Annotated in this window: 19 protein-coding genes and 1 pseudogene; 16 read left to right on the top strand and 4 right to left on the bottom strand. The window is 39.4% G+C overall.

What is annotated here, in order from left to right:
* Together KW850_RS18535 and KW850_RS18530 are read left to right on the top strand one after the other, a co-directional pair.
* Window positions 1–639: hypothetical protein (locus KW850_RS18535; protein WP_218349266.1), on the top strand; the 639-nt coding region annotated here is incomplete at its 5' end.
* A 131-nt stretch (window positions 640–770) separates the two neighbouring features.
* Complete coding sequence (locus KW850_RS18530) at window positions 771–1,124, top strand: hypothetical protein (RefSeq protein ID WP_218349265.1); 354 nt, start codon at window positions 771–773, stop codon at window positions 1,122–1,124.
* A gap of 325 nt (window positions 1,125–1,449) precedes the next feature.
* Here the strand turns inward: KW850_RS18530 and KW850_RS18525 are convergent, their stop codons facing one another.
* Window positions 1,450–2,073: a hypothetical protein gene (locus KW850_RS18525; RefSeq protein ID WP_218349264.1), complete on the bottom strand. Its 624-nt coding sequence runs from the start codon at window positions 2,071–2,073 to the stop codon at window positions 1,450–1,452.
* A 270-nt stretch (window positions 2,074–2,343) separates the two neighbouring features.
* Between KW850_RS18525 and KW850_RS18520 the strand changes: the two genes are divergently transcribed.
* Window positions 2,344–2,592 carry a hypothetical protein gene (locus KW850_RS18520; RefSeq protein WP_218349263.1) on the top strand — a complete coding sequence of 83 codons (249 nt, stop codon included), beginning with the start codon at window positions 2,344–2,346 and terminating at the stop codon, window positions 2,590–2,592.
* Between the two features lie 22 nt (window positions 2,593–2,614).
* On the opposite strand, the gene KW850_RS18515 is transcribed toward KW850_RS18520, so the two are convergent.
* On the bottom strand, window positions 2,615–3,634 hold the full coding sequence (locus tag KW850_RS18515; RefSeq protein ID WP_218349262.1) for a tyrosine-type recombinase/integrase: 1,020 nt from the start codon (window positions 3,632–3,634) through the stop codon (window positions 2,615–2,617).
* A 94-nt stretch (window positions 3,635–3,728) separates the two neighbouring features.
* Here KW850_RS18515 and KW850_RS18510 point away from each other — a divergent pair.
* Window positions 3,729–3,818: pseudogene (locus KW850_RS18510) on the top strand (sporulation initiation factor Spo0A C-terminal domain-containing protein); the annotation flags it as partial.
* A gap of 88 nt (window positions 3,819–3,906) precedes the next feature.
* Here KW850_RS18510 and KW850_RS18505 read toward each other — a convergent pair.
* Window positions 3,907–4,047 (bottom strand): YycC family protein, encoded by a 141-nt coding sequence (locus KW850_RS18505; protein ID WP_218349261.1) that lies wholly within the window; start codon window positions 4,045–4,047, stop codon window positions 3,907–3,909.
* Between the two features lie 37 nt (window positions 4,048–4,084).
* Between KW850_RS18505 and KW850_RS18500 the strand changes: the two genes are divergently transcribed.
* Window positions 4,085–4,813, top strand: a complete 729-nt coding sequence (locus KW850_RS18500) for a glycerophosphodiester phosphodiesterase (RefSeq protein ID WP_218349260.1) — start codon at window positions 4,085–4,087, stop codon at window positions 4,811–4,813.
* A 10-nt stretch (window positions 4,814–4,823) separates the two neighbouring features.
* Here KW850_RS18500 and KW850_RS18495 read toward each other — a convergent pair whose 3' ends face one another.
* Window positions 4,824–5,063 carry a DUF2627 domain-containing protein gene (locus tag KW850_RS18495; protein WP_218349259.1) on the bottom strand — a complete coding sequence of 80 codons (240 nt, stop codon included), beginning with the start codon at window positions 5,061–5,063 and terminating at the stop codon, window positions 4,824–4,826.
* Between the two features lie 186 nt (window positions 5,064–5,249).
* Here KW850_RS18495 and KW850_RS18490 point away from each other — a divergent pair, with 186 nt between their 5' ends.
* The 11 genes from KW850_RS18490 (at window position 5,250) to meaB (ending at window position 20,963) form a co-directional block, all read left to right on the top strand.
* Complete coding sequence (locus tag KW850_RS18490) at window positions 5,250–7,325, top strand: sigma-54 interaction domain-containing protein (RefSeq protein WP_218349258.1); 2,076 nt, start codon at window positions 5,250–5,252, stop codon at window positions 7,323–7,325.
* A gap of 131 nt (window positions 7,326–7,456) precedes the next feature.
* Window positions 7,457–8,365 carry a phosphate butyryltransferase gene (yqiS, locus tag KW850_RS18485; protein WP_218349276.1) on the top strand — a complete coding sequence of 303 codons (909 nt, stop codon included), beginning with the start codon at window positions 7,457–7,459 and terminating at the stop codon, window positions 8,363–8,365.
* Between the two features lie 28 nt (window positions 8,366–8,393).
* Window positions 8,394–9,497 carry a branched-chain amino acid dehydrogenase gene (gene bcd, locus KW850_RS18480; protein WP_218349257.1) on the top strand — a complete coding sequence of 368 codons (1,104 nt, stop codon included), beginning with the start codon at window positions 8,394–8,396 and terminating at the stop codon, window positions 9,495–9,497.
* A gap of 134 nt (window positions 9,498–9,631) precedes the next feature.
* Window positions 9,632–10,735, top strand: a complete 1,104-nt coding sequence (buk, locus tag KW850_RS18475) for a butyrate kinase (protein WP_218349256.1) — start codon at window positions 9,632–9,634, stop codon at window positions 10,733–10,735.
* Between the two features lie 20 nt (window positions 10,736–10,755).
* Complete coding sequence (gene lpdA / locus KW850_RS18470) at window positions 10,756–12,177, top strand: dihydrolipoyl dehydrogenase (RefSeq protein WP_218349255.1); 1,422 nt, start codon at window positions 10,756–10,758, stop codon at window positions 12,175–12,177.
* A 23-nt stretch (window positions 12,178–12,200) separates the two neighbouring features.
* Window positions 12,201–13,196 (top strand): thiamine pyrophosphate-dependent dehydrogenase E1 component subunit alpha, encoded by a 996-nt coding sequence (locus KW850_RS18465; RefSeq protein ID WP_218349254.1) that lies wholly within the window; start codon window positions 12,201–12,203, stop codon window positions 13,194–13,196.
* 12 nt (window positions 13,197–13,208) lie between these two features.
* Complete coding sequence (locus KW850_RS18460) at window positions 13,209–14,192, top strand: alpha-ketoacid dehydrogenase subunit beta (RefSeq protein ID WP_218349253.1); 984 nt, start codon at window positions 13,209–13,211, stop codon at window positions 14,190–14,192.
* Between the two features lie 64 nt (window positions 14,193–14,256).
* Entirely contained in the window at window positions 14,257–15,561 is a 1,305-nt protein-coding gene (locus KW850_RS18455; protein WP_218349252.1) for a dihydrolipoamide acetyltransferase family protein, read from the top strand.
* A 218-nt stretch (window positions 15,562–15,779) separates the two neighbouring features.
* Window positions 15,780–17,669, top strand: coding sequence for a methylmalonyl-CoA mutase subunit beta (locus KW850_RS18450; protein ID WP_218349251.1), 1,890 nt, complete (start codon window positions 15,780–15,782; stop codon window positions 17,667–17,669).
* A complete protein-coding gene (gene scpA, locus KW850_RS18445) occupies window positions 17,650–19,848 on the top strand; it encodes a methylmalonyl-CoA mutase (protein WP_218349246.1) in 2,199 nt (732 codons plus the stop codon). Before KW850_RS18450 ends, scpA begins: the two co-directional genes overlap by 20 nt.
* Complete coding sequence (meaB, locus tag KW850_RS18440) at window positions 19,848–20,963, top strand: methylmalonyl Co-A mutase-associated GTPase MeaB (protein WP_218349245.1); 1,116 nt, start codon at window positions 19,848–19,850, stop codon at window positions 20,961–20,963. Before scpA ends, meaB begins: the two co-directional genes overlap by 1 nt.
* Window positions 20,964–20,988: the final 25 nt, after the last annotated feature.

The following is a 20,988-nucleotide window of genomic DNA, read 5'->3' as shown; positions in this document are numbered from 1 at the left end:
TATCAGCTTTACTTAACTAATGCTAAGAAACTAGCGAAGGAAACAATCGAGAAGAGTTTCGTATCAGCGGATGAAGCAACTCGCGCAAAGTTTAGCCGTGATTTTTCGGAATTGAGGTTTAAAATGGCGCTTAAAGACGAGAAATCCGCATTCAACGATTTACAGTCTTTCTTACAAAAGACGCCTGATTCGGCATACGCTAGTCTAGTTTTAGAGAACTTCTATGAGTTAGCTGGTCAATTCCAAACCGGTGAACATAAAATTGGGCTTTCAAAGGCTTTCGATAAACTAAAAGCCGACCATACCCCAGTTGATGTTGCGGAAGCTTACGACGTAATCGAAGAAGTCGATAACACAATTGATAACAAACTATTCTTGCTGATGATACCTGGCGATGATCCTTCGGTGAATGTTGATTACTCGATAATCTCCGAACTATTTACGCCAGAAGTAGTCCGCCATTATCAAAATCCGGAAATTTATTTCGAGAAGAATGACGAACCAATGCCGGTGTTCGTTGATCCTTTGGAAGTTGTTGAAAAGCAAAAGAGTAAAGTTGACCAGGCTTACGACAGTCTCAATGCAATTATGGAACAAAAAGCTCGTGACGGAGAATTAAACTTAGGGGGTAATCAATAATGGCTATTGAAAGAAAAGTAGTTACAGGTGTAGGTAATCAAACGGTAGACTCGACGGGATGGGGATTTGCTCGCGTTGAAACGGACGGTAGCAATATCGTGATTTCATTGCAAGGAACCGGAGGATACGAAATGGAATATTGCGTCGGGGATCGGGTAATTATACCTTCCGGAATTAATTCGGTTAAAGTAATTGCCTTTAATACGAAAGCGTGGAAACTACACATGCAAAAAACGATTCCAGCGGTGAATCAGTCGGAAATTAAATTCTCGATAACTGATTTCGGTAAACTACTTATCGAGGGCGACGACGATATTCTGTTTCGTGGTCAAGACGTCGATCCTGCTACCATCGACGTAACCGGTATTAAGGACGATATAGAAAACCTGAGTAAATTGTTCGAGAAGGCATTATTAAGCAAGACGGTTACTGATGCAGCAAAGTATTGCAAACTGAAAACCGCAGTATTAGCAAGATACGCCTAATAGGGCGTTTTTATTTTGCGATGAAGTGCGATTTTCCATTGTTGGTCGCATGGAGCAAAGAACCTCTTGTATTGGCGTTCGGTTTCTGCTGAGCGTCCTTTTTATTTAAACGCTTTATTTGTTTTATTCTAATAAAGGCGTTTTCTTTGTTAGAATAAACTTGGAGGTGGTTGAAGTATATGGCTCATTTTTTTCAGGATTTAATTAATTTAACACCTTTGCAACACCTAATAAGGTATTGGTTTATTTGGTTACTTTTTATATTAAGTTGTTTTACAATCTTAATAATAATAAATAAAAAAACCTGAGAAAACTCAGGTCTCTGTTACTCCAAACAAAATTTAATAAAATTTAGTCCAAAATCACTAGGAGTAACTAATTCTAATAGAGTATTATCGACATCACCAACTTGAAGATCTTGAGTTGATGTTCGTAAAAAGCCATACATTTTTAATCGTCCAATTGCACCAACAATAGCATATTGAACCAATCCTGGCTTTGTGATTGTTCCTACTTTAACAGGTTGATTTTGATGATACAAAAAAGTTAGAATTTCACACTCTAAAAGAGTCATGCTAGATAACGTATCTAGGAAGAACCTTCTTTCATCGAAGTTTTCGTTAGTTGGCGATGAAAGTATATTATAAAGATACTTTTTTAAATATGCTCTTTTTTGTTCTGTAATCTCATTTTCAACTTTCGCATTCAACTCTTCGATAAGAGCAATGAGTTTATCTTGATCATGTGATTCAACAGGAGGCAATTGCAATTGAAGCTGTTCTATTCGGTGTGAGAATTCTTGATAAAATGTCTCTAATCTTTTAAAACGCTTTTCTTGCTTTGTTCCAAAATAAGCAGTGGCTAAAGCACCACCAACATAAGGAACAAGTTGCAGACCTGTTTCAACAGTTAAATTTAATTTGTCTTTCCAGTTAAGTTTATCATCCATTTGTATCCACCTCCTTCCACTAAATCATAATAACATTCATTAGGAAATGGTACATAATTGGAACTAATTGCGAACTAAAAATATTACATGGGAAGTCCTATGGGGCTGTCCTTTTGAACAACGCCTCGTCATTGCGACGTGGCGACTTTCTTTATGCCTAAAAACGCATAGTGACGCGGATTGACGAAGACTGATGCTGGTAAATATTTACTGATTTTCTGAATATTTTATAGTACAATAAACATATAGATTAGTAGGGGGCGGTGCGAAATGGAGAAAAATATCACTTTAATACTTTTTATTACGGGATGGGTCGTTATAGTTATAGGAATAATTAGTGGAATTGATTCAACGATTTATTATAACGCGACTCAATATGTTGCTGACGGTGAGAAACCAGATCCTATACGTATCACGCAAATTTTAAATGATATAGTTTATCCGCTACAAAACGGGGGATTGTTAATCGGACTATCTTACATCATTAAATACCTGAAAAAAGATAAGGCCGCCCAGTAATTAGGACGGCTTTCTTCTATTATTAAGTAAACTTCAACCTTCCGCGCTTCCGATTGTTCCCGGAGTCAATTAAATTCATAACCGGGCTGGACATCTCAAACTGCTCCGATATATCCATGTCACTATATTTAATGTAGCGATTTGTCATCGATATGTCTTTATGTCCGAGTATCCTCATTAATGTAAACGGATCACCTTTTGACTTAAGAAACTTGACCGCCATATAATTGCGGAAAGTATGAGGCGATACCCTCACGTTTTGAATGCCGGCCTTCTTGCCGTATTTCTTAAGCATTTTCGCGAAGGTATCAGCAAGGTAGCGCTCACCGAACTGCGTTAGAAATACATAATCGTTGTCGTCACCGTTAATAAAGTCGGCCAGCTCCGCAATTTCCTTCGTAGTTTTTTGCGAAATTGGGACCACGCGCGTTTCGCTCTTTTTTGAGTTCTCTGCGTGAATTACGATTTGACGGGTTTGGAAGTTAATATCACCGCGTTTTATACTCGTCAATTCGCTAATGCGTAAGCCGGTGTCTGTTAATACCAGCATCATAACGTAATCGCGAAAGCCGGTATACATTTTCTTATTCGGAGCGTTTAATAACTTGATAACGTCGTCATCCGAAAATATCTCGAAAGTATCGTTTTGTTCCTTCTGATAATTAATGCCGGCCGCTGGGTTCTGCGAGATAATTCGTTCCTTAACTAGAAAATTAAAGAATATTCGTAGGACTCGGATAATATTGTTAATAGTACGAGGCGACACTCCGACTCCTTGCGTTGGGTTCGTTGGGTGATCGCTCCACTTTTCCTTTTCTTCGGTCATATAGCGAATGTATTCCCGAATAATGTCCGAGGTGATTTCGGATGAATTAGCGCATTCTAACCATTCCGCAAACTTGCCTAGCGTTTGACCATACGACTTAATCGTTTTAGGCGATTTATTTTCCAGCCGTCGTGCTTCCAAGAATTTTTCGATATGTTTTTCGATGTCCATTTTTACGCTAATTTTACTACGTTGTTTAAAGTGAAACTTCTGCATTTTTACGTCCCCTTACTCCGATGAATTTTCGTATGAGATTGCGATGAATTTATCGGAATGGTACACTAATACCGAAGGCAAAACGTTGATAGATACCGTAAGCATGTCGAAGGCGAAGCCAACTAATTCGGAATTTATTGCCATGGTGGCTGATAAGCTTCGTCTAGAGCATAAGGCATCTTGAAAAGAATAAAATAAATGTAAGCCTTCATCAAAAGAATGAAGGCTTTTTCTATACTTTCTTATTCGGTTAAATAACTTGGTAGTAGTTATTAATTATCTTTTTCACTTTCCAATTCCATCAGTTTTTGAATAAGAATATGTTGAGGCATGTGCATAAGCTGTTCTATCGGCACATTTAATTTTTGGGAAAGTTTAATAGCAGTTTCAGTTGATAACTGTAAGGGTTTCATTTGGTATTCCTCCTATATTAAGTTGGGATGTGAAATTATGACTCAGATTTTTGCGCATCGTGGTTATTCCGCTTCTTTTGCAGAAAATACACTAAGAGCCTTTATAGAAGCGGCGAATGCTGGAGCTGACGGATTAGAATTGGATGTACAATTAACTAAAGACGGGGAAATAGTTGTCATCCATGATGAAAAAGTCGATCGAACCACAGACGGTAAAGGGTTTGTAAAAGATTTTTTATATAAAGATCTTCGGAAATTGAATGCTAATAAAAAAGACAACATAATAGAACCCATACCTGCATTAACAGAAGTGTTTGAATGGCTGACCACCAATAAATTATTATGTAATATAGAGCTGAAAAATGGACTTTTTCCCTATAAAGGAATGGAAGAAAAAATCATTAAGCTTATTTACAAATATCAGTTAGTAGATAGAATTATTATTTCCTCGTTTAATCATTATAGTATCGTCTATAGTTTTCGTTTAGCACCAGAAATAGAAACGGCTCCTCTTTTTCTTGAAGGAATCTACATGCCTTGGGTCTATTCCAAAGCAATTCATGCGAAAGGGATACATCCTAAATACTCGACAATTTCAGATGAAGTTATCCTAAAAACAATTGACAATGGAATAGCTGTACGACCCTATACTGTAAATAATGAAGTGGATCTGCGTCGTCTTTTTAATATAAACTGCACGGCACTAATTACTGACGACCCAGTAAAGGCGTTAAGAATACGAAAACAATTTGAAAAGAGACCTTAGTGGCCTCTTTTTATTTTGATTTGTTAAATCTTTTTTGAACCTTGCTTCTTTTTCGATCGCGATGAAAGATAAATCCAGCGACAAACCCTAGACCGCCGATAAAAAAGACTAAACCAGTTAGAAACTGAAGCAATAAATTAGGGAATGGTGCTTGCAGTATCCCGAATAACATATCACGCATTAATTTAATTCCAATAGCGGCTAGTATACCAGGAATTAATACAATAATGAGGGCAATAATTCGCTTCATACAATAAATCCTTCCAATATCAAATTTTGCAAAATGAAAAGTCTTATTTTGATTATATCTCAAGAAAATTTTATTACATAGATAAAATTTGTCAATGATTGTGATTGGATATAAAATAGGTATGAAAAAAGTTGCATGTATTTCTTAAGTAATCTTGAAAAATTTTTCTTATAAGGGGTAATAAAATTGCAAAACGTTATGATTGTTGGTGCAGGAAAAGGTGGTACAGCAATCTTAAAGATTTTAAAAGAATCTGAAGTGTTAAAGGTTTGTGCGGTTATTGATCGAAATTTAGATGCACCTGGCGTTTTATTAGCACGGCAAGAAGGGATTAAAACAGGAACCAACTGGCATCCATACTTAGTTGATAAGATTGAGATTATTATTGAAGTAACTGGAGATGAATCAGTTTTCAAAGAATTACGAAAAGTTAAAAAGGAACATACGGTTTTGATTCCAGGCAGCGTCGCCTTTCTAGTTGCAAAGATTATGGAAGAAAAGGAAGATCTGATCGAAAAGCATAAAAATGAATCCTATCAACAGGAATTAATCTTTAATGCTACAAATGACGGTATGGTTGTTATTGATAAGTACGGAAAAGTCATCTTATTTAACAAGCGTGCACAAGAAATTATCGGGGTAACGAAAGAGCAGGCAATCGGCAAATACGTGGTTGAAGTAATTCCAACGAGTCGGCTCCCATACATTCTAGAATCACGAAGAATTGAAGCAAACCAAGAAATGATTTTGGAAAATGATCGAAAGATTATCACTACACGTATTCCTATTATTGAGGAAAATGGAACCTTGATCGGGGCATTTGCAGTTTTTAAAGATATTACTGAAGTTGTTAATCTTGCTGAGGAACTTACAGATTTAAGAGAAATTCAAACCATGCTTCAAGCTATTATTCATTCAAGTGATGATGCGATATCTGTAGTAGACGAAAATGGCAGGGGGATCCTTATTAATCCTGCCTACTCACGGATTACGGGACTTACCCAGGATCAGGTAATTGGCCAGCCTGCTACAGCTGACATATCTGAGGGAGAAAGTATGCACATGAAAGTTCTGCAAACGAGGAGGGCTGTCCGCGGGGTACCAATGAGGGTGGGACCAAACAAAAGAGAAGTAATTGTTAATGTTGCGCCGATAATTGTAAAAGGAAAATTAAAGGGCAGTGTGGGTGTCATCCACGATATGTCCGAAATCAAATCACTGAATAGAGAATTGAACCGCGCCCGCCAACTTATCCGTAAACTCGAAGCAAAATATGCGTTTGAAGATATCATTGGTCAATCAGATGAGATGATGCTTGCGATTGAACAAGCAAAATTAGGAGCAAAAACTCCTGCAACTGTCCTCCTGCGCGGTGAATCAGGAACAGGGAAGGAATTATTTGCCCATGCTATACATAATGCAAGTGACCGTAAATATAACAAATTTATTAGGGTCAATTGCGCAGCGATTTCCGAAACATTATTGGAAAGTGAATTATTTGGCTATGAAGAAGGCGCTTTTTCAGGAGCGGTAAGAGGTGGAAAAAGAGGTTTTTTCGAAGAAGCCAATAATGGCAGTATTTTTCTTGATGAAATAGGTGAACTTCCAGTAAACACACAGGCAAAACTGCTCAGGGTCTTGCAGGAAAAAGAAATCATTCGAGTAGGAGGAACAAAGCCTGTTTTGATTAATGTAAGGATCATTGCAGCAACTAATGTCAATTTAGAAAAGGGTATTGCTAAAGGCTCCTTTCGGGAAGACTTATATTATCGTTTAAATCGGATGCCAATCCAAATACCTCCATTAAGAAAGCGAAAAGAAGAAATCCCGCTTTTAAATGAAAGGCTTATTCAAAAAATAAGTCAGGACTATGGACGAAATGTAGAAGGAATTACTCCAGCTGCACTAAAGCAATTAATGGACTATGACTGGCCAGGAAACGTAAGAGAATTAGAAAATATTCTTGGCAGAGCGATAATTTTTATGAATTATAATGAGCAGTTTATTGATGTGCAGCATTTGCCAGAATTAAAAAATAAAAAAAGTCCAAATGAACATTTTTTAAGCAATAGTAATGATTCCGTGATGATCGACCGAACATTATCAGATTTGATGGATGAATTTGAAGCGAAAATTATTAAACAGACCCTACTTCGTTTAAATGGGAATAAGACATTGACAGCAAAAACGCTTGGATTGTCAGTTAGGAATTTATATTATAAGATTGAAAAATATGATATTGAAAAAAATAGCATGCAATAAATTGCATACTACGAAAAAAAATGCAGGGTCAATTTGTGGTAATAAAGCGTTTTCATTAAAAATGGTTTGGCACGGAAATTGCATATTATATTATGGGAGTTGCAGTAAGAGGAGAAAGGGTTGATGACAACTTGTTGCTTGATTCACTAATTGACAAAGCAGCCCAAGTACGTACAAACACTGTTGCAGTTGCTGCGGCAGAAGATTTAGAGGTTATTGAAGCTGTCATAGCTGCAATAGACCAAAATCTTGCGAATTTTATTTTATTTGGTGACGAAGAAAAGATTAAAGCCATTATGGAAGAAAAAAAACACCAAAACATAAGTGATTTATGTTTGAAAATTGTCAATGCTGATTCTAGTGCTGCAGCGGCAGAATTAGCAGTAAAGGCCGTTTTTACTAAAGAAGCAAATGTGCTGATGAAAGGTAATATTCCAACTAATATTTTCTTAAAAGCAGTCTTAAATAAGGAATACGGCCTAAGGACAGGAAATGTCTTATCACATATAGCTGTATTTGAATCCCCAGGCATTAATCGTTTTACGATTGTAACAGACGCTGCAATGAATATCGCTCCTGATTTGGAACAGAAAGCACAAATTATTAAAAATGCAGTCTCCATTGCGCAGTCCATTGGTATAGAACTGCCAAAAGTGGCGCCTGTGGCTGCCGTAGAAGTAGTGAATCCTGCCATGCAGGCTACATTAGATGCAGCGGCATTAACTGTAATGAATAAACGAGGACAAATTTCAGGCTGTATTGTAGATGGACCTCTAGGTTTAGACAATGCAGTATCAACACTTGCCGCAGAACACAAAGGGATAAACAGTGAAGTGGCAGGTAAAGCAGATATTTTATTAGTACCAACTATCGAAGTTGGCAATGTTTTATATAAATCATTAATCTATTTCGCAAATGCAAAAGTTGGTGCCGTTATTGCCGGGGCAAAAGCTCCAATCGTGTTAACATCGAGGTCAGATTCTGCTGAAAGTAAGCTTTATTCTCTTGCACTTGCGTTATGCTGTGCTACATCAAAATAGCTATTCAATTATTGAGGAGGAATTTTAGATGGAAATTTTCAAGTACTTAGAACAATACGATTATGAGCAAGTGGTATTCTGTCAAGATAAACAATCAGGTTTAAAAGCAATTATTGCTATTCATGATACAACATTAGGGCCAGCTTTAGGTGGAACACGTATGTGGACATATGCCTCTGAAGAAGCTGCTATTGAAGATGCGCTACGTCTTGCAAAAGGAATGACCTATAAGAATGCCGCTGCAGGGTTAAATCTTGGCGGTGGTAAAACTGTTATCATCGGCGATCCACGGAAAGATAAGAATGAAGAGATGTTCCGTGCTTTCGGCCGTTACATCCAAGGCTTAAATGGCAGATATATCACAGCAGAAGATGTAGGCACAACAGTAGCAGACATGGATTTAATTCACGAAGAGACAGATTATGTAACAGGTATCTCTCCAGCATTTGGCTCATCAGGCAATCCTTCCCCGGTAACAGCTTTCGGTGTTTATCGCGGTATGAAAGCAGCGGCGAAAGAGGCGTTTGGATCTGATTCACTTGAAGGAAAAGTTGTTGCTGTTCAAGGAGTCGGAAATGTAGCGTATACACTTTGTGAATATTTGCATGAAGAAGGGGCTCAGCTCATTGTAACCGATATTAATAAAGAAGCTGTTAACCGTGCCGTAGAAGCATTTGGAGCCCTTGCAGTAGACCCTGATGAAATTTATGGTGTCGAATGTGATATTTACGCCCCATGTGCATTAGGAGCAACCATTAATGATGAAACCATTCCACAATTAAAAGCAAAAGTTATTGCTGGTTCGGCTAACAATCAATTAAAAGATACCCGTCATGGCGATATCATCCACGAAATGGGTATTGTTTACGCTCCGGATTACGTAATTAATGCTGGAGGCGTAATCAATGTAGCTGATGAATTATATGGTTACAACCAAGAGCGGGCAATGAAAAAGGTGGAACAGCTCTATACAACAATTGAAAAGGTTATTGAAATTTCAAAGCGTGATGGCATCCCAACATACGTGGCAGCTGACCGTATGGCAGAAGAAAGAATTGCCAGAATTCGTAACTCAAGAAGCCAATTTCTTCAAAACGGCCATCATATTTTAAGTCATAGAATTTCTAGATAATAAATTTTTTGTCAAAATAGTTCTGCAATACGCTGAATGGAATATTCAGCGTCTTTGCCTTTCATAGGACATTTATATGTATTTAATTAACACTCGACTTCAATCATTTAGAAAACAAATTGGAGGTCAAAACGTTGCAGGATAATGAATATCGGATTCTCGTCATCAACCCAGGCTCGACATCCACGAAGATCGGGGTTTTCGATAATGATATTTCCATTTTTGAAAAAACGATTCGGCATGATTCAGAAATTATCAACTCTTTTGCAAATATTATTGATCAATATGAATTTAGAAAAACAACAATTTTGGAAACACTGGATAATGAAGGGATAAATATTTCCAAATTGTCGGCTGTTTGTGGCCGCGGGGGATTGCTGCGACCGATTGAAGGGGGCACCTATGCGGTTAATGATGTGATGTTAAAAGATTTACGGTCAGGTTATGCCGGACAGCATGCATCAAATCTTGGTGGGATTATTGCCTACGAAATAGCTTCTGCTTTAAATATTCCATCTTACATCGTGGATCCGGTTGTTGTTGATGAGCTTGAACCACTTGCAAGAATTTCTGGTTTCTCCTTAATTGAGCGAAAAAGCATCTTTCACGCCTTAAATCAGAAAGCAGTGGCAAGAAGGATTGCAAAGGAAATGGGGAAAAAATACTCCGACTTAAATTTAATTGTTACTCATATGGGTGGAGGTATTACCGTAGGTGTTCATAAGCAGGGTAAGGTTATTGATGTCAACAATGGTCTTCATGGGGATGGACCATTTAGTCCAGAAAGGGCAGGAACAGTTCCTGTTGGGGATTTAGTAGCTCTTTGTTATTCTGGAGAATATTATCGGGAAGAAATAATGAAGATGCTTGTTGGCCAAGGTGGCCTAGTTGGTTATCTCGGTACGAATGATGCAGTTAAGGTAGAGCAGCGAATTGCAGCAGGAGATAAGGAAGCAAAACTTATTTATGATGCAATGGCCTATCAAGTAGCTAAAGAAATCGGGGCTGCTAGTGCTGTTCTTTCAGGAAAAGTGGATGCGATTGTGTTGACTGGCGGCCTTGCCTATGGGAAAGGATTTGTGAAAACAATCACCGACAGAATCAATTGGATTGCTGATGTTATCGTTCATCCTGGTGAAAATGAGCTTCAAGCACTTACTGAAGGTGCACTGCGAGTCTTAAAGGGCGAGGAAGAGGAAAAAATTTATCCAGGGAATTTTAAAACAGTGAAAATTTAAGGTTAAGGGGAGGAAAAAACGTGGCACAAGAATATGATTTAGTTGTTCTTGGCGGAGGAACTGGCGGCTATGTAGCGGCAATTAGGGCCTCTCAGCTTGGCTTAAAAACAGCGATTGTAGAAAAAGGAAAACTTGGTGGTACATGTTTGCATAAAGGGTGTATTCCGAGTAAGGCACTGCTTCGAAGTGCAGAAGTTTATGCAACAACCAAGCATAGTAAAGATTTTGGAGTCATAACAAGTGATGTTTCTGTTGATTTTGGATTAGTTCAGAACAGGAAGAATAAAATAGTTGATCAACTCCATAAGGGTGTTCAGCATTTAATGAATCAAGGGAAAATTGATGTTTATGAAGGATTAGGCAGAATCTTGGGACCATCTATTTTTTCTCCAATGCCGGGGACCATATCTGTTGAAATGAATAACGGTGAAGACAATGAAATGCTGCTTCCTAAAAATGTGATTGTCGCAACAGGTTCAAGACCAAGGACCCTTCCTGGACTTGAAATAGATCGAGAATATGTTATGTCCTCTGATGAAGCATTAGAATTAGAGACACTTCCTGGTTCTATTATTATTGTTGGTGGAGGCGTAATTGGAATAGAATGGGCCTCCATGCTGAATGATTTTGGTGTAGATGTAACAGTTATTGAATATGCTGATCGAATTATTCCCACTGAAGATAAAGAAATATCAAAAGAAATGCAGCGCTTGATGAAGAAAAAAGGAATTACCCTTGTAACAAGTGCAAAAGTCCTCCCAGAAACGTTAGTTAAGGACAATGGAGTAGCGATTTCCGCAGAAGTAAAGGGCACATTAAAAGAATTTAAAGCTGAAAAAATTCTTGTTTCAGTCGGACGTCAGGCAAATATAGAAGGAATTGGGCTTGAGAATACAGAAATACATGTAGAGAAGGGTTTTATTGAAACCAATGAATTCTTCCAAACCAAAGAATCACATATTTATGCGATTGGTGATGTCATTGGTGGATTACAACTTGCCCATGTTGCTTCACATGAAGGAATCATTGCAGTCGAGCATATTACTGGGAAGGATCCTTCGCCACTGCAGTATCATCTAGTATCTAGATGTATTTATAGCAATCCAGAGGTTTCCAGTGTGGGGATAACAGAAGAACAAGCCGTAGAAAAAGGTCATAAAGTAAAAACAGGTAAGTTTTCTTTTCGTGCGATTGGAAAAGCACTTGTCTTTGGAGAATCTGATGGATTTGTAAAAATCGTTGCGGATGAAGAGACCAACGATATTTTAGGTGTGCATATGATTGGGCCGCATGTAACAGACATGATTACGGAGGCAGGGCTTGCGATGGTATTAGATGCGACTCCTTGGGAAATTGCCCATACGATTCATCCTCACCCGACTCTATCAGAAGCAATTGGTGAAGCAGCGCTTGCAGTTGATGGGAAAGCAATCCATTCTTAATAAACATTGGGAGGTAAGAATAGATGACAGAAAAGCGTCATGATGCTTTAGGTTTAAGCGACGAAAAAGTAATGGAAATGTACGAAACTATGTTATTAGCCCGCCGTATTGATGAGCGGATGTGGTTATTAAACCGTGCCGGTAAAATTCCCTTCGTCATTTCTTGTCAGGGACAGGAAGCCGCACAAGTTGGAGCAGCATTTGCACTAGATCCTGAAAAAGATTATGTACTTCCATATTATCGTGATATGGGTGTGGTCTTAACGTTTGGTATGACGCCAAGGGAACTGATGCTTTCAGGTTTTGCTAAAGCAGAAGACCCCAATTCAGGCAGCCGGCAAATGCCTGGGCACTTTGGCCAAAAGAAAAATCGAATCGTCACAGGCTCATCGCCAGTAACTACTCAAGTTCCCCACGCCGTTGGAATTGCTCTAGCAGGTAAAATGGAGAGAAAAGACCTTGTTACGTTTGTAACGTTTGGAGAGGGCTCCTCTAACCAAGGTGATTTCCATGAGGGTGCCAACTTTGCAGGTGTTCATAAACTTCCTGTTATTTTTATGTGTGAAAATAACAAGTATGCAATTTCAGTTCCAATCGAAAAACAATTAGCGTGCGAAAAAGTTTCAGACCGAGCGATTGGATATGGTATGCCAGGCTTCACTGTAAATGGAAACGATCCACTTGAAGTATATCAAGCAGTGAAGGAAGCAGTTGTCCGTGGCAGACGTGGGGAAGGACCAACCCTGATTGAAACGGTTTCTTACCGTCTTACACCACACTCTTCTGATGATGATGACCGTTCTTATCGTGCACCAGATGAGGTTGCCAAAGCAAAGACCCAGGATCCAATCATTACCTTTGGTGCTTATTTAAAGGAAACAGGTGTCATGGATGATGCGCTAGAAAAAGAAATAAATGACCGCGTAATGAAGCTTGTGAATGAGGCGACAGACTATGCAGAAAATGCACCGTACTCTGCACCTGAAGATGCGCTGAAATATGTATATGCGGACTTGTAAGGGGGATGAATCATGGCGATAATTTCATATATTGATGCAATCACAATGGCAATGCGAGAAGAAATGGAAAGAGATCCTAAGGTTTTTGTCCTTGGTGAAGATGTTGGTTTAAAAGGCGGTGTATTTAAGGCGACGCAGGGGTTATATGACCAATTTGGGGAAGAACGGGTTATTGATACACCCCTTGCTGAATCTGCCATTGCTGGGGTAGGAATTGGGGCAGCGATGTATGGCATGCGCCCAATTGCCGAAATGCAATTTGCTGATTTTATCATGCCGGCAGTCAATCAAATTATTTCAGAAGCGGCTAAAATCCGCTATCGATCCAATAACGACTGGAGTTGTCCGATGGTTATTCGGGCACCATATGGCGGCGGTGTACATGGTGCACTTTATCATTCCCAATCTGTTGAAGCAGTATTTGCAAATCAGCCTGGATTAAAAATTGTTATGCCGTCCACACCTTACGATGCTAAAGGGCTATTAAAGGCAGCCGTTCGTGACAATGACCCGGTTTTATTTTTTGAGCATAAACGTGCGTATCGATTAATTAAAGGTGAGGTTCCAACAGATGATTACACCCTGCCAATCGGTAAAGCTGATGTAAAACGTGAAGGAGAAGATATTACCGTCATTACGTATGGTCTATGTGTCCATTTTGCCCTTCAAGCAGCGGAGAAATTAGCGAAGGATGGTATCTCCGCACATATTCTTGATTTGAGAACGGTCTATCCGCTTGATAAAGAAGCAATCATTGAGGCTGCTTCGAAAACAGGTAAGGTCCTTCTTGTTACCGAGGATACAAAAGAAGGCAGCATTATTGGTGAAGTCGCTGCAATCATTGCAGAAAATTGCTTATTTGAATTAGATGCACCGATTATGCGGTTAGCTGGACCGGATGTACCAGCGATGCCTTATTCTCCAACAATGGAGAAATTCTTTATGGTGAATCCTGAAAAAGTCGAAAAAGCAATGCGCGAACTAGCTGAGTACTAAAACGAAAAGCCCAAGCGACTTAAGGGGATAGGCGCCTGAGCTGGACAATAGGAGTGTGTAAATCGTGGTAATTGAACAAATCAAAATGCCTCAGTTAGGGGAAAGCGTAACCGAGGGTACAATAAGTAAATGGCTTGTATCTGTAGGAGATAAAGTAAATAAATACGACCCTCTTGCAGAAGTAATGACAGATAAGGTAAATGCAGAAATTCCATCCTCCTTTACAGGTATCATAAAGGAACTAATTGCTGAAGAAGGTGATACCTTAGCAGTTGGGGAAAAGATCTGCATGATAGAATTGGAAGGCGGAACAACAGCTGAGGCTTCTGAAGCACCAGCTGCACCAAGCACTAGTACAGAAACCAGCGGTGCAATAAATGTTGAACAAGCGGTCCAAGGGAACAAAGTCCGATACTCTCCAGCAGTCCTTAAAATCTCTCAAGAGAATGGCATCGATTTAACAAAGGTGTCAGGCACCGGTGCAGGTGGACGGATTACAAGAAAAGATCTATTAAAATTAATTGAATCAGGTAATATTCCTGTTGCAGGACAGGTAGTAGAAGCTAAAAATGAGTCAGCCGTTGTCAATGAAACAAAACAAGAAGTGGCAAAGCCGATTTCTACGCCAACACCACCAGCTACAGCAGTGAATATCCCGGTTGCCGTTGGCGACATTGAAATTCCAGTCACTGGTATCCGCAAAGCAATTGCTGCTAACATGCTGCGGAGCAAGCATGAAGCACCACATGCCTGGACGATGATTGAAGTGGATGCCACTAATTTGGTGGAGTACCGTAATACAATAAAAGACGAGTTTAAGAAAAAAGAAGGCTTCAATTTAACCTTTTTCGCTTTCTTTGTTAAAGCTGTTGCTCAAGCATTAAAAGAATTTCCACAGATTAATTCTATGTGGGCGGGAGATAAAATCATCCAAAAGAAAGATATCAATATTTCAATCGCAGTCGCAACGGATGATGCTCTTTATGTTCCTGTAATCAAACAGGCTGATGAAAAAACAATTAAAGGGATTGCACGTGAAATATCTGAGCTTGCTGTCAAAGTAAGAACAGGCAAACTAAGATCGGAAGATATGCAGGGTGGAACCTTTACTGTGAACAACACTGGATCTTTTGGTTCTGTCCAATCCATGGGGATTATTAATTACCCACAGGCAGCCATTCTTCAAGTTGAGTCCATTGTTAAACGTCCAGTTGTCATGAATAATGGAATGATTGCTGTTCGCGATATTGTGAATTTATGTATGTCACTTGATCATAGAGTATTAGACGGCCTCGTTTGCGGACGTTTCTTACAACGTGTAAAGGAAATACTAGAAAACACATCAAAATCAACAACTACGATTTATTAATAGTAGGCTGTGTTATGTTCTAACTAAGTTGATTGGAGCGGAAAGCGAAGCGCCTGGAGCGTAAATCAATAGGCAAGTTTAACAAAGCCTAATAATAAATTACCGCTGCCAAGAATGGCAGCGGTTGTTTTGTTTTTGATTGCTTGAATCGTGTTTGTGCCATAAAATAGTAGGTAGTAGAATTATGTGAATTTTATTTCAATTGTTTTAGGGAGGGGATGAGAAGTTTGGATAAATTAAAGAATCAATCTTTTCCTTCAGTATCCACAGATGAATGGAAAGTCAAGGCGGAACAATCACTAAAAGGAAAGTCGGTTGAATCCTTACAAACAACTACATATGAAAACATAATTTTGAAACCGCTTTATTCACGACAGGATGAGAAGGCGGTGCCTGATTATCCAGGTGGTTCAGACTTAAGAAGAGGCATTTACCCATTGGGCTATGTGACTAATGATTGGAAGATTGCTCAACGACTATCTTGCTGTAAAGTAGAGGAATTGAAGGAAAAACTTGATCATGCTTTAGAAAAAGGGCAAACAGCCATCTCATTTAATTTCTCGAACGATTTGTTAGATGAAAACCTATGGAGAGAATTGGCAGAATCTTATAGTCAATATCCTTTCGCTATCAATGCCAAAGATGCACATATTCCTCTATTAACTCTTTTAGAAAACTCGGTGGAACAAGAGGTAACTAGAGATAAAATCAGTGGATTCATTGCTTCTGACCCCGTTTCTCAATTTGCTAAAGAAGGATATATTTCTGAAGAATTTGTTAAGGATTGGGTTATTAGCATTAGGAGCTCGTCTGAAAAGTTTCCTCATTTGCGGACAATTTTAATCGATACTGCTCCCTATCATAATGGCGGGGCAAGCGCAGTTCAGGAACTTGGAATTGCGATGGGCGAAGGGATATTCTATCTTGAAAGGCTTCTGGAAGCGGGACTAGAACTGGATGAAATTTTTGCAAAGATGATTTTTCAATTCTCGATTGGCAGCAATTTTTTCATGGAAATGGCAAAGCTTCGCGCAGCACGTATTCTATGGAATCGTATTAGTGATGTTTACGGAGCAAGTGGTGACATGGCTAAAATGCAGATTGCAGCAGAAACGTCTTCATTTACAAAAACAGTGACTGATTCGCATGTAAACCTCCTTCGGGCTGGAAATGAAGCATTTGCAGCTGTGGTGGGAGGTGTTCAATATTTACATGTCAGTCCATTTGATCATCTTACCTGCGCCAATCCATTTTCAGATAGAATTGCTAGAAATACACAACTGCTTTTGAAAGAAGAAGCACATCTAAAAACAGTCGTCGATCCTGCTGGGGGTTCTTGGTATGTGGAACACCTTACCAATGAACTAGCAGAAAAAGCATGGGTCTTTTTTCAAGGGATAGAAGCACATGGCGGCATTTTAGAAGTATTAAAAGCAAATTGGCTACAGAAGGAAATAGCTGCTGTCTATGAAAAAAGGATTCAAGATGTCCAAACAAGAAGGACAAGTATAGTTGGGACAAATGTCTACGCTAATTTGGATGAAAAAGTTACATATAAAGTCCCGCAAGCGAAAAATTCATTCTTTGCTACTAGAGAAGATACCTTTGAAATTGACTCTATTCCTGACAGCAGGTTGGCAGAACCATTCGAAGAATTACGGCAAAAAGCAATCCTTCTCGAAGAAAAATTAGATACTAAGCCATTTATAGGTATGATTTGCCTCGGCGGGTTAAAGCAGCATAAAGCAAGGCTTGATTTTATGAAAGGTTTTCTAGCAGCTGGAGGTATGAAGGCTGTAGAAAGTAACCCTATTTTTTCTGTAGAGGATGCCAGACAATTCGTTTTAGAACAACCGGCAAAATTCTATTTCTTATGTGGAACGAATGATCAATATGAAACAATGGGACATGACATCCTGAATGCTTTAAAAACTGAAAACCCGGAGCATACTTTTTACTTAGCAGGCCTTCCAGAAAAAGAAAAACAGACTCTGTGGATAGATGAGGGTATTCGGCAGTTTATCCATGTGAAAAGCAATTGTTATGAAACGCTGCTGTCAATCCTTAGTGAGTTGGAGGTGAGTAAGGTTGAAGAAACAAAAGCCTGATTTTCAAAATATATCCTTATTTGACGAACAAAAATTTATGACCAAGGAAGAGTGGCAGCAAAAGGTTGAACAAGAAATAAATAGTTCACTAGATGATCTGCTCTTTGAGACAAATGAACAAATCAGTTTAAAACCGCTTTATACAAAAGAGGACCGGAAAGATCTTGAGCATCTTGATGACCTGCCTGGACTTCCTCCTTTTACACGAGGTCCATATCCAACGATGTATGTAAATCGTCCATGGACGGTTAGACAATATGCAGGTTTTTCAACCGCTGAGGAAAGTAATGCCTTCTATCGACGAAATCTAGCGATGGGACAAAAGGGATTATCGGTAGCGTTTGACTTAGCGACTCACCGCGGCTATGACTCCGATCATCCTCGAGTAGTCGGTGATGTCGGTAAAGCAGGGGTGGCAATAGATTCTATTCTTGATATGAAGACGCTGTTTGAGGGGATACCATTAGACCAAATGTCCGTATCCATGACCATGAACGGGGCTGTCCTGCCGATTCTTGCTTTTTTCATCGTGACCGCTGAAGAACAGGGTGTAAGTCAGGAGAAACTGGCTGGTACAATCCAAAATGACATTTTAAAAGAATATATGGTCCGAAATACTTATATTTATCCACCAGAAATGTCTATGAAAATAATAGCTGATATATTTGAATATACCTCCAAACATATGCCAAAGTTTAATAGTATTAGTATTTCGGGTTATCATATGCAGGAAGCGGGAGCACCAGCCGATTTAGAACTGGCATACACGCTTGCAGATGGCTTGGAATACGTACGGACGGGTCTTAAGGCAGGAATTGAAATCGACTCATTTGCCCCAAGGTTGTCCTTTTTCTGGGCCATTGGGATGAATTACTTCATGGAAGTAGCGAAAATGCGGGCGGCAAGGTTGATTTGGGCAAAGATGATGAAGTCCTTCTCTCCAAACAACGAAAAATCATTAGCGCTACGTACACATTCACAAACATCTGGCTGGAGTTTGACCGAGCAAGATCCGTTTAATAATGTCACTCGCACTTTAATCGAAGCACATGCTGCGGCGATGGGGCATACCCAATCCCTGCATACTAACGCCTTGGATGAAGCAATTGCCTTGCCAACGGATTTTTCTGCTCGGATTGCTCGTAATACGCAATTGTTTTTACAAGAGGAAACAGGGATTACCAATGTAATTGATCCGTGGGCAGGTTCTTACTACGTTGAGAAATTAACAGATGAATTGGTTAATAGAGCTTGGACACATATCGAAGAAATAGAAAGTCTCGGTGGCATGGCCAAAGCAATTGAAACCGGCCTGCCAAAGATGAGAATTGAAGAGGCTGCAGCCAAAAGACAAGCACAAATTGATTCAGGCAAAGAAACCATTATCGGTGTTAACCGGTATCGATTAGAAAAAGAAGAAGCGATTGATATTTTAGATATTGATAATACTGCTGTTCGTTTAAAACAAATCGAGAAATTAAATGCTTTAAAAGCTGGGCGAGATGTCCAGAAGGTAAAAGAAACGCTAACTGCGTTAATGAAAGCAGCGGAAACTGGAGAACAGAACTTACTAGAATTAGCCGTACAAGCAGCAAGGGCGAGAGCGACACTTGGGGAAATATCCGATGCGATTGAGCAGGTTGCGAGCAGACATAAGGCCGTGATTCGTTCAATCAGCGGTGTGTATAGTACTGCTTTTAGCAATGAGGAAGAAATAATCCAAGTAAAAAAAATGACAGATGAATTCCTTGAAAATGAGGGGAGAAGACCTAGAATACTGATTGCGAAAATGGGTCAGGATGGTCATGACCGCGGGGCCAAAGTAATTGCTACAGCCTTCGCTGACCTTGGATTTGATGTGGATATTGGACCATTATTTCAAACTCCAGAAGAAACAGCGATGCAAGCTGTTGAAAACGATGTTCATGTAATTGGAATGAGTTCGCTTGCTGCAGGTCATAAAACGCTTCTCCCACAATTGGTCGAGGAATTAAAAAAATTAGGCAGAGATGATATTTTGATTGTTATTGGCGGTGTCATCCCAGCCCAGGATTATCAATTTTTAAATGACCATGGTGCTTCTGCCATCTTTGGTCCAGGTACGATTATTCCAGTCGCGGCACAAAAGGTAGTCAAAGAGATTTATCGCAAACTCGGTTATGAGGAAGTGGCCGAATAATGGCGCCTGATCAAAAGCCAGAATGGAATGATCCGAACCATCCAGAAAATTGTTCAAGTGTGATAAGAAAAGGTCAAGAGCATGAAGGACAAAATGCATCTATTCAACCAAATATCCGCTTTCAAAAACGCAGAATCTCTGAACCGACTGTTGAAGAGCTTTATGAAGGGGTCATAAAAGGAAATAGGAGTCTTTTAGCGAGAGCTATTACCCTTGTTGAGAGCAATGCTGAACAGCATTTTCAAAAAGCACAACAGCTGCTTCAAAAACTTCTGCCTAAAAGTGGTAATTCAATCCGCATAGGAATTACGGGTGTTCCTGGTGCAGGTAAAAGTACATTTATTGAGACATTTGGTACGTATCTTTGCAGTATAGGGCACCGGGTCGCAGTGTTAGCCATTGATCCTAGCTCGAGCATTAGCGGCGGAAGTATCCTTGGTGACAAAACCAGAATGGAGCAGTTATCAAGGAATCCGCGAGCCTTTATCCGTCCTTCCCCTACCGCAGGAAAACTAGGCGGGGTTCATCGGAAGACAAGGGAGGCCATGTTAATTTGTGAGGCTGCAGGTTTTGATATCATTTTAATCGAAACAGTTGGTGTTGGGCAAAGTGAAGTCATTATCAGAGATATGGTCGACTTTTTCATGTTGCTAGTCCTTACTGGTGCGGGTGATGAATTGCAAGGGATGAAAAAAGGGATTATGGAATTAGCTGATGCCGTACTTGTTCATAAAGCAGATGGAACGAACAAACAGATAGCGGAGCAAACGAAAAATGAGTATAACCGTATCCTTCACTTTCTCCATCCAGCTACAAAAGGGTGGGCTACAAGAGCCTATACATGTTCTTCTTTGACCCAAGAGGGTATTAGCGATGTTTGGAATGTCATACAATCCTTTGAACAAAAGGGGAAAACATCAGGGGTGCTAATCGAAAGAAGAAAAGCCCAAGCTAAGGAATGGCTCTATTCGCTGATTACCGACCAACTTCAATTTCATTTTTTTCATCACAATGGAGTTAAAGATGCCCTCCCTAAGTTAGAAAATGAAGTTATTGCAGGAGAAAAAACGGTGACTACCGCTGTTGATGCGTTATTTAATATCTATTTAGGATAGAAGAGTGAAACAGCCATTAAATTTC

The organism is Bacillus sp. sid0103 (genome assembly GCF_019219025.1).
Note: the sequence above shows the minus strand (reverse complement) of the source record. Positions and strands in the feature narration are given on the sequence as shown.

What these genes read in the sequence shown, in the direction of transcription:
- KW850_RS18530 (WP_218349265.1), top strand. Translation starts at nt 771, where the DNA reads ATGGAATATTGCGTCGGGGATCGGGTAATTATACCTTCCGGAATTAAT.
- KW850_RS18525 (WP_218349264.1), bottom strand. Translation starts at nt 2,073, where the DNA reads ATGGATGATAAACTTAACTGGAAAGACAAATTAAATTTAACTGTTGAA.
- KW850_RS18520 (WP_218349263.1), top strand. Translation starts at nt 2,344, where the DNA reads ATGGAGAAAAATATCACTTTAATACTTTTTATTACGGGATGGGTCGTT.
- KW850_RS18515 (WP_218349262.1), bottom strand. Translation starts at nt 3,634, where the DNA reads ATGCAGAAGTTTCACTTTAAACAACGTAGTAAAATTAGCGTAAAAATG.
- KW850_RS18505 (WP_218349261.1), bottom strand. Translation starts at nt 4,047, where the DNA reads ATGAAACCCTTACAGTTATCAACTGAAACTGCTATTAAACTTTCCCAA.
- KW850_RS18500 (WP_218349260.1), top strand. Translation starts at nt 4,085, where the DNA reads ATGACTCAGATTTTTGCGCATCGTGGTTATTCCGCTTCTTTTGCAGAA.
- KW850_RS18495 (WP_218349259.1), bottom strand. Translation starts at nt 5,063, where the DNA reads ATGAAGCGAATTATTGCCCTCATTATTGTATTAATTCCTGGTATACTA.
- bcd (WP_218349257.1), top strand. Translation starts at nt 8,394, where the DNA reads ATGGAAATTTTCAAGTACTTAGAACAATACGATTATGAGCAAGTGGTA.
- KW850_RS18465 (WP_218349254.1), top strand. Translation starts at nt 12,201, where the DNA reads ATGACAGAAAAGCGTCATGATGCTTTAGGTTTAAGCGACGAAAAAGTA.
- KW850_RS18460 (WP_218349253.1), top strand. Translation starts at nt 13,209, where the DNA reads ATGGCGATAATTTCATATATTGATGCAATCACAATGGCAATGCGAGAA.
- KW850_RS18450 (WP_218349251.1), top strand. Translation starts at nt 15,780, where the DNA reads ATGAGAAGTTTGGATAAATTAAAGAATCAATCTTTTCCTTCAGTATCC.
- meaB (WP_218349245.1), top strand. Translation starts at nt 19,848, where the DNA reads ATGGCGCCTGATCAAAAGCCAGAATGGAATGATCCGAACCATCCAGAA.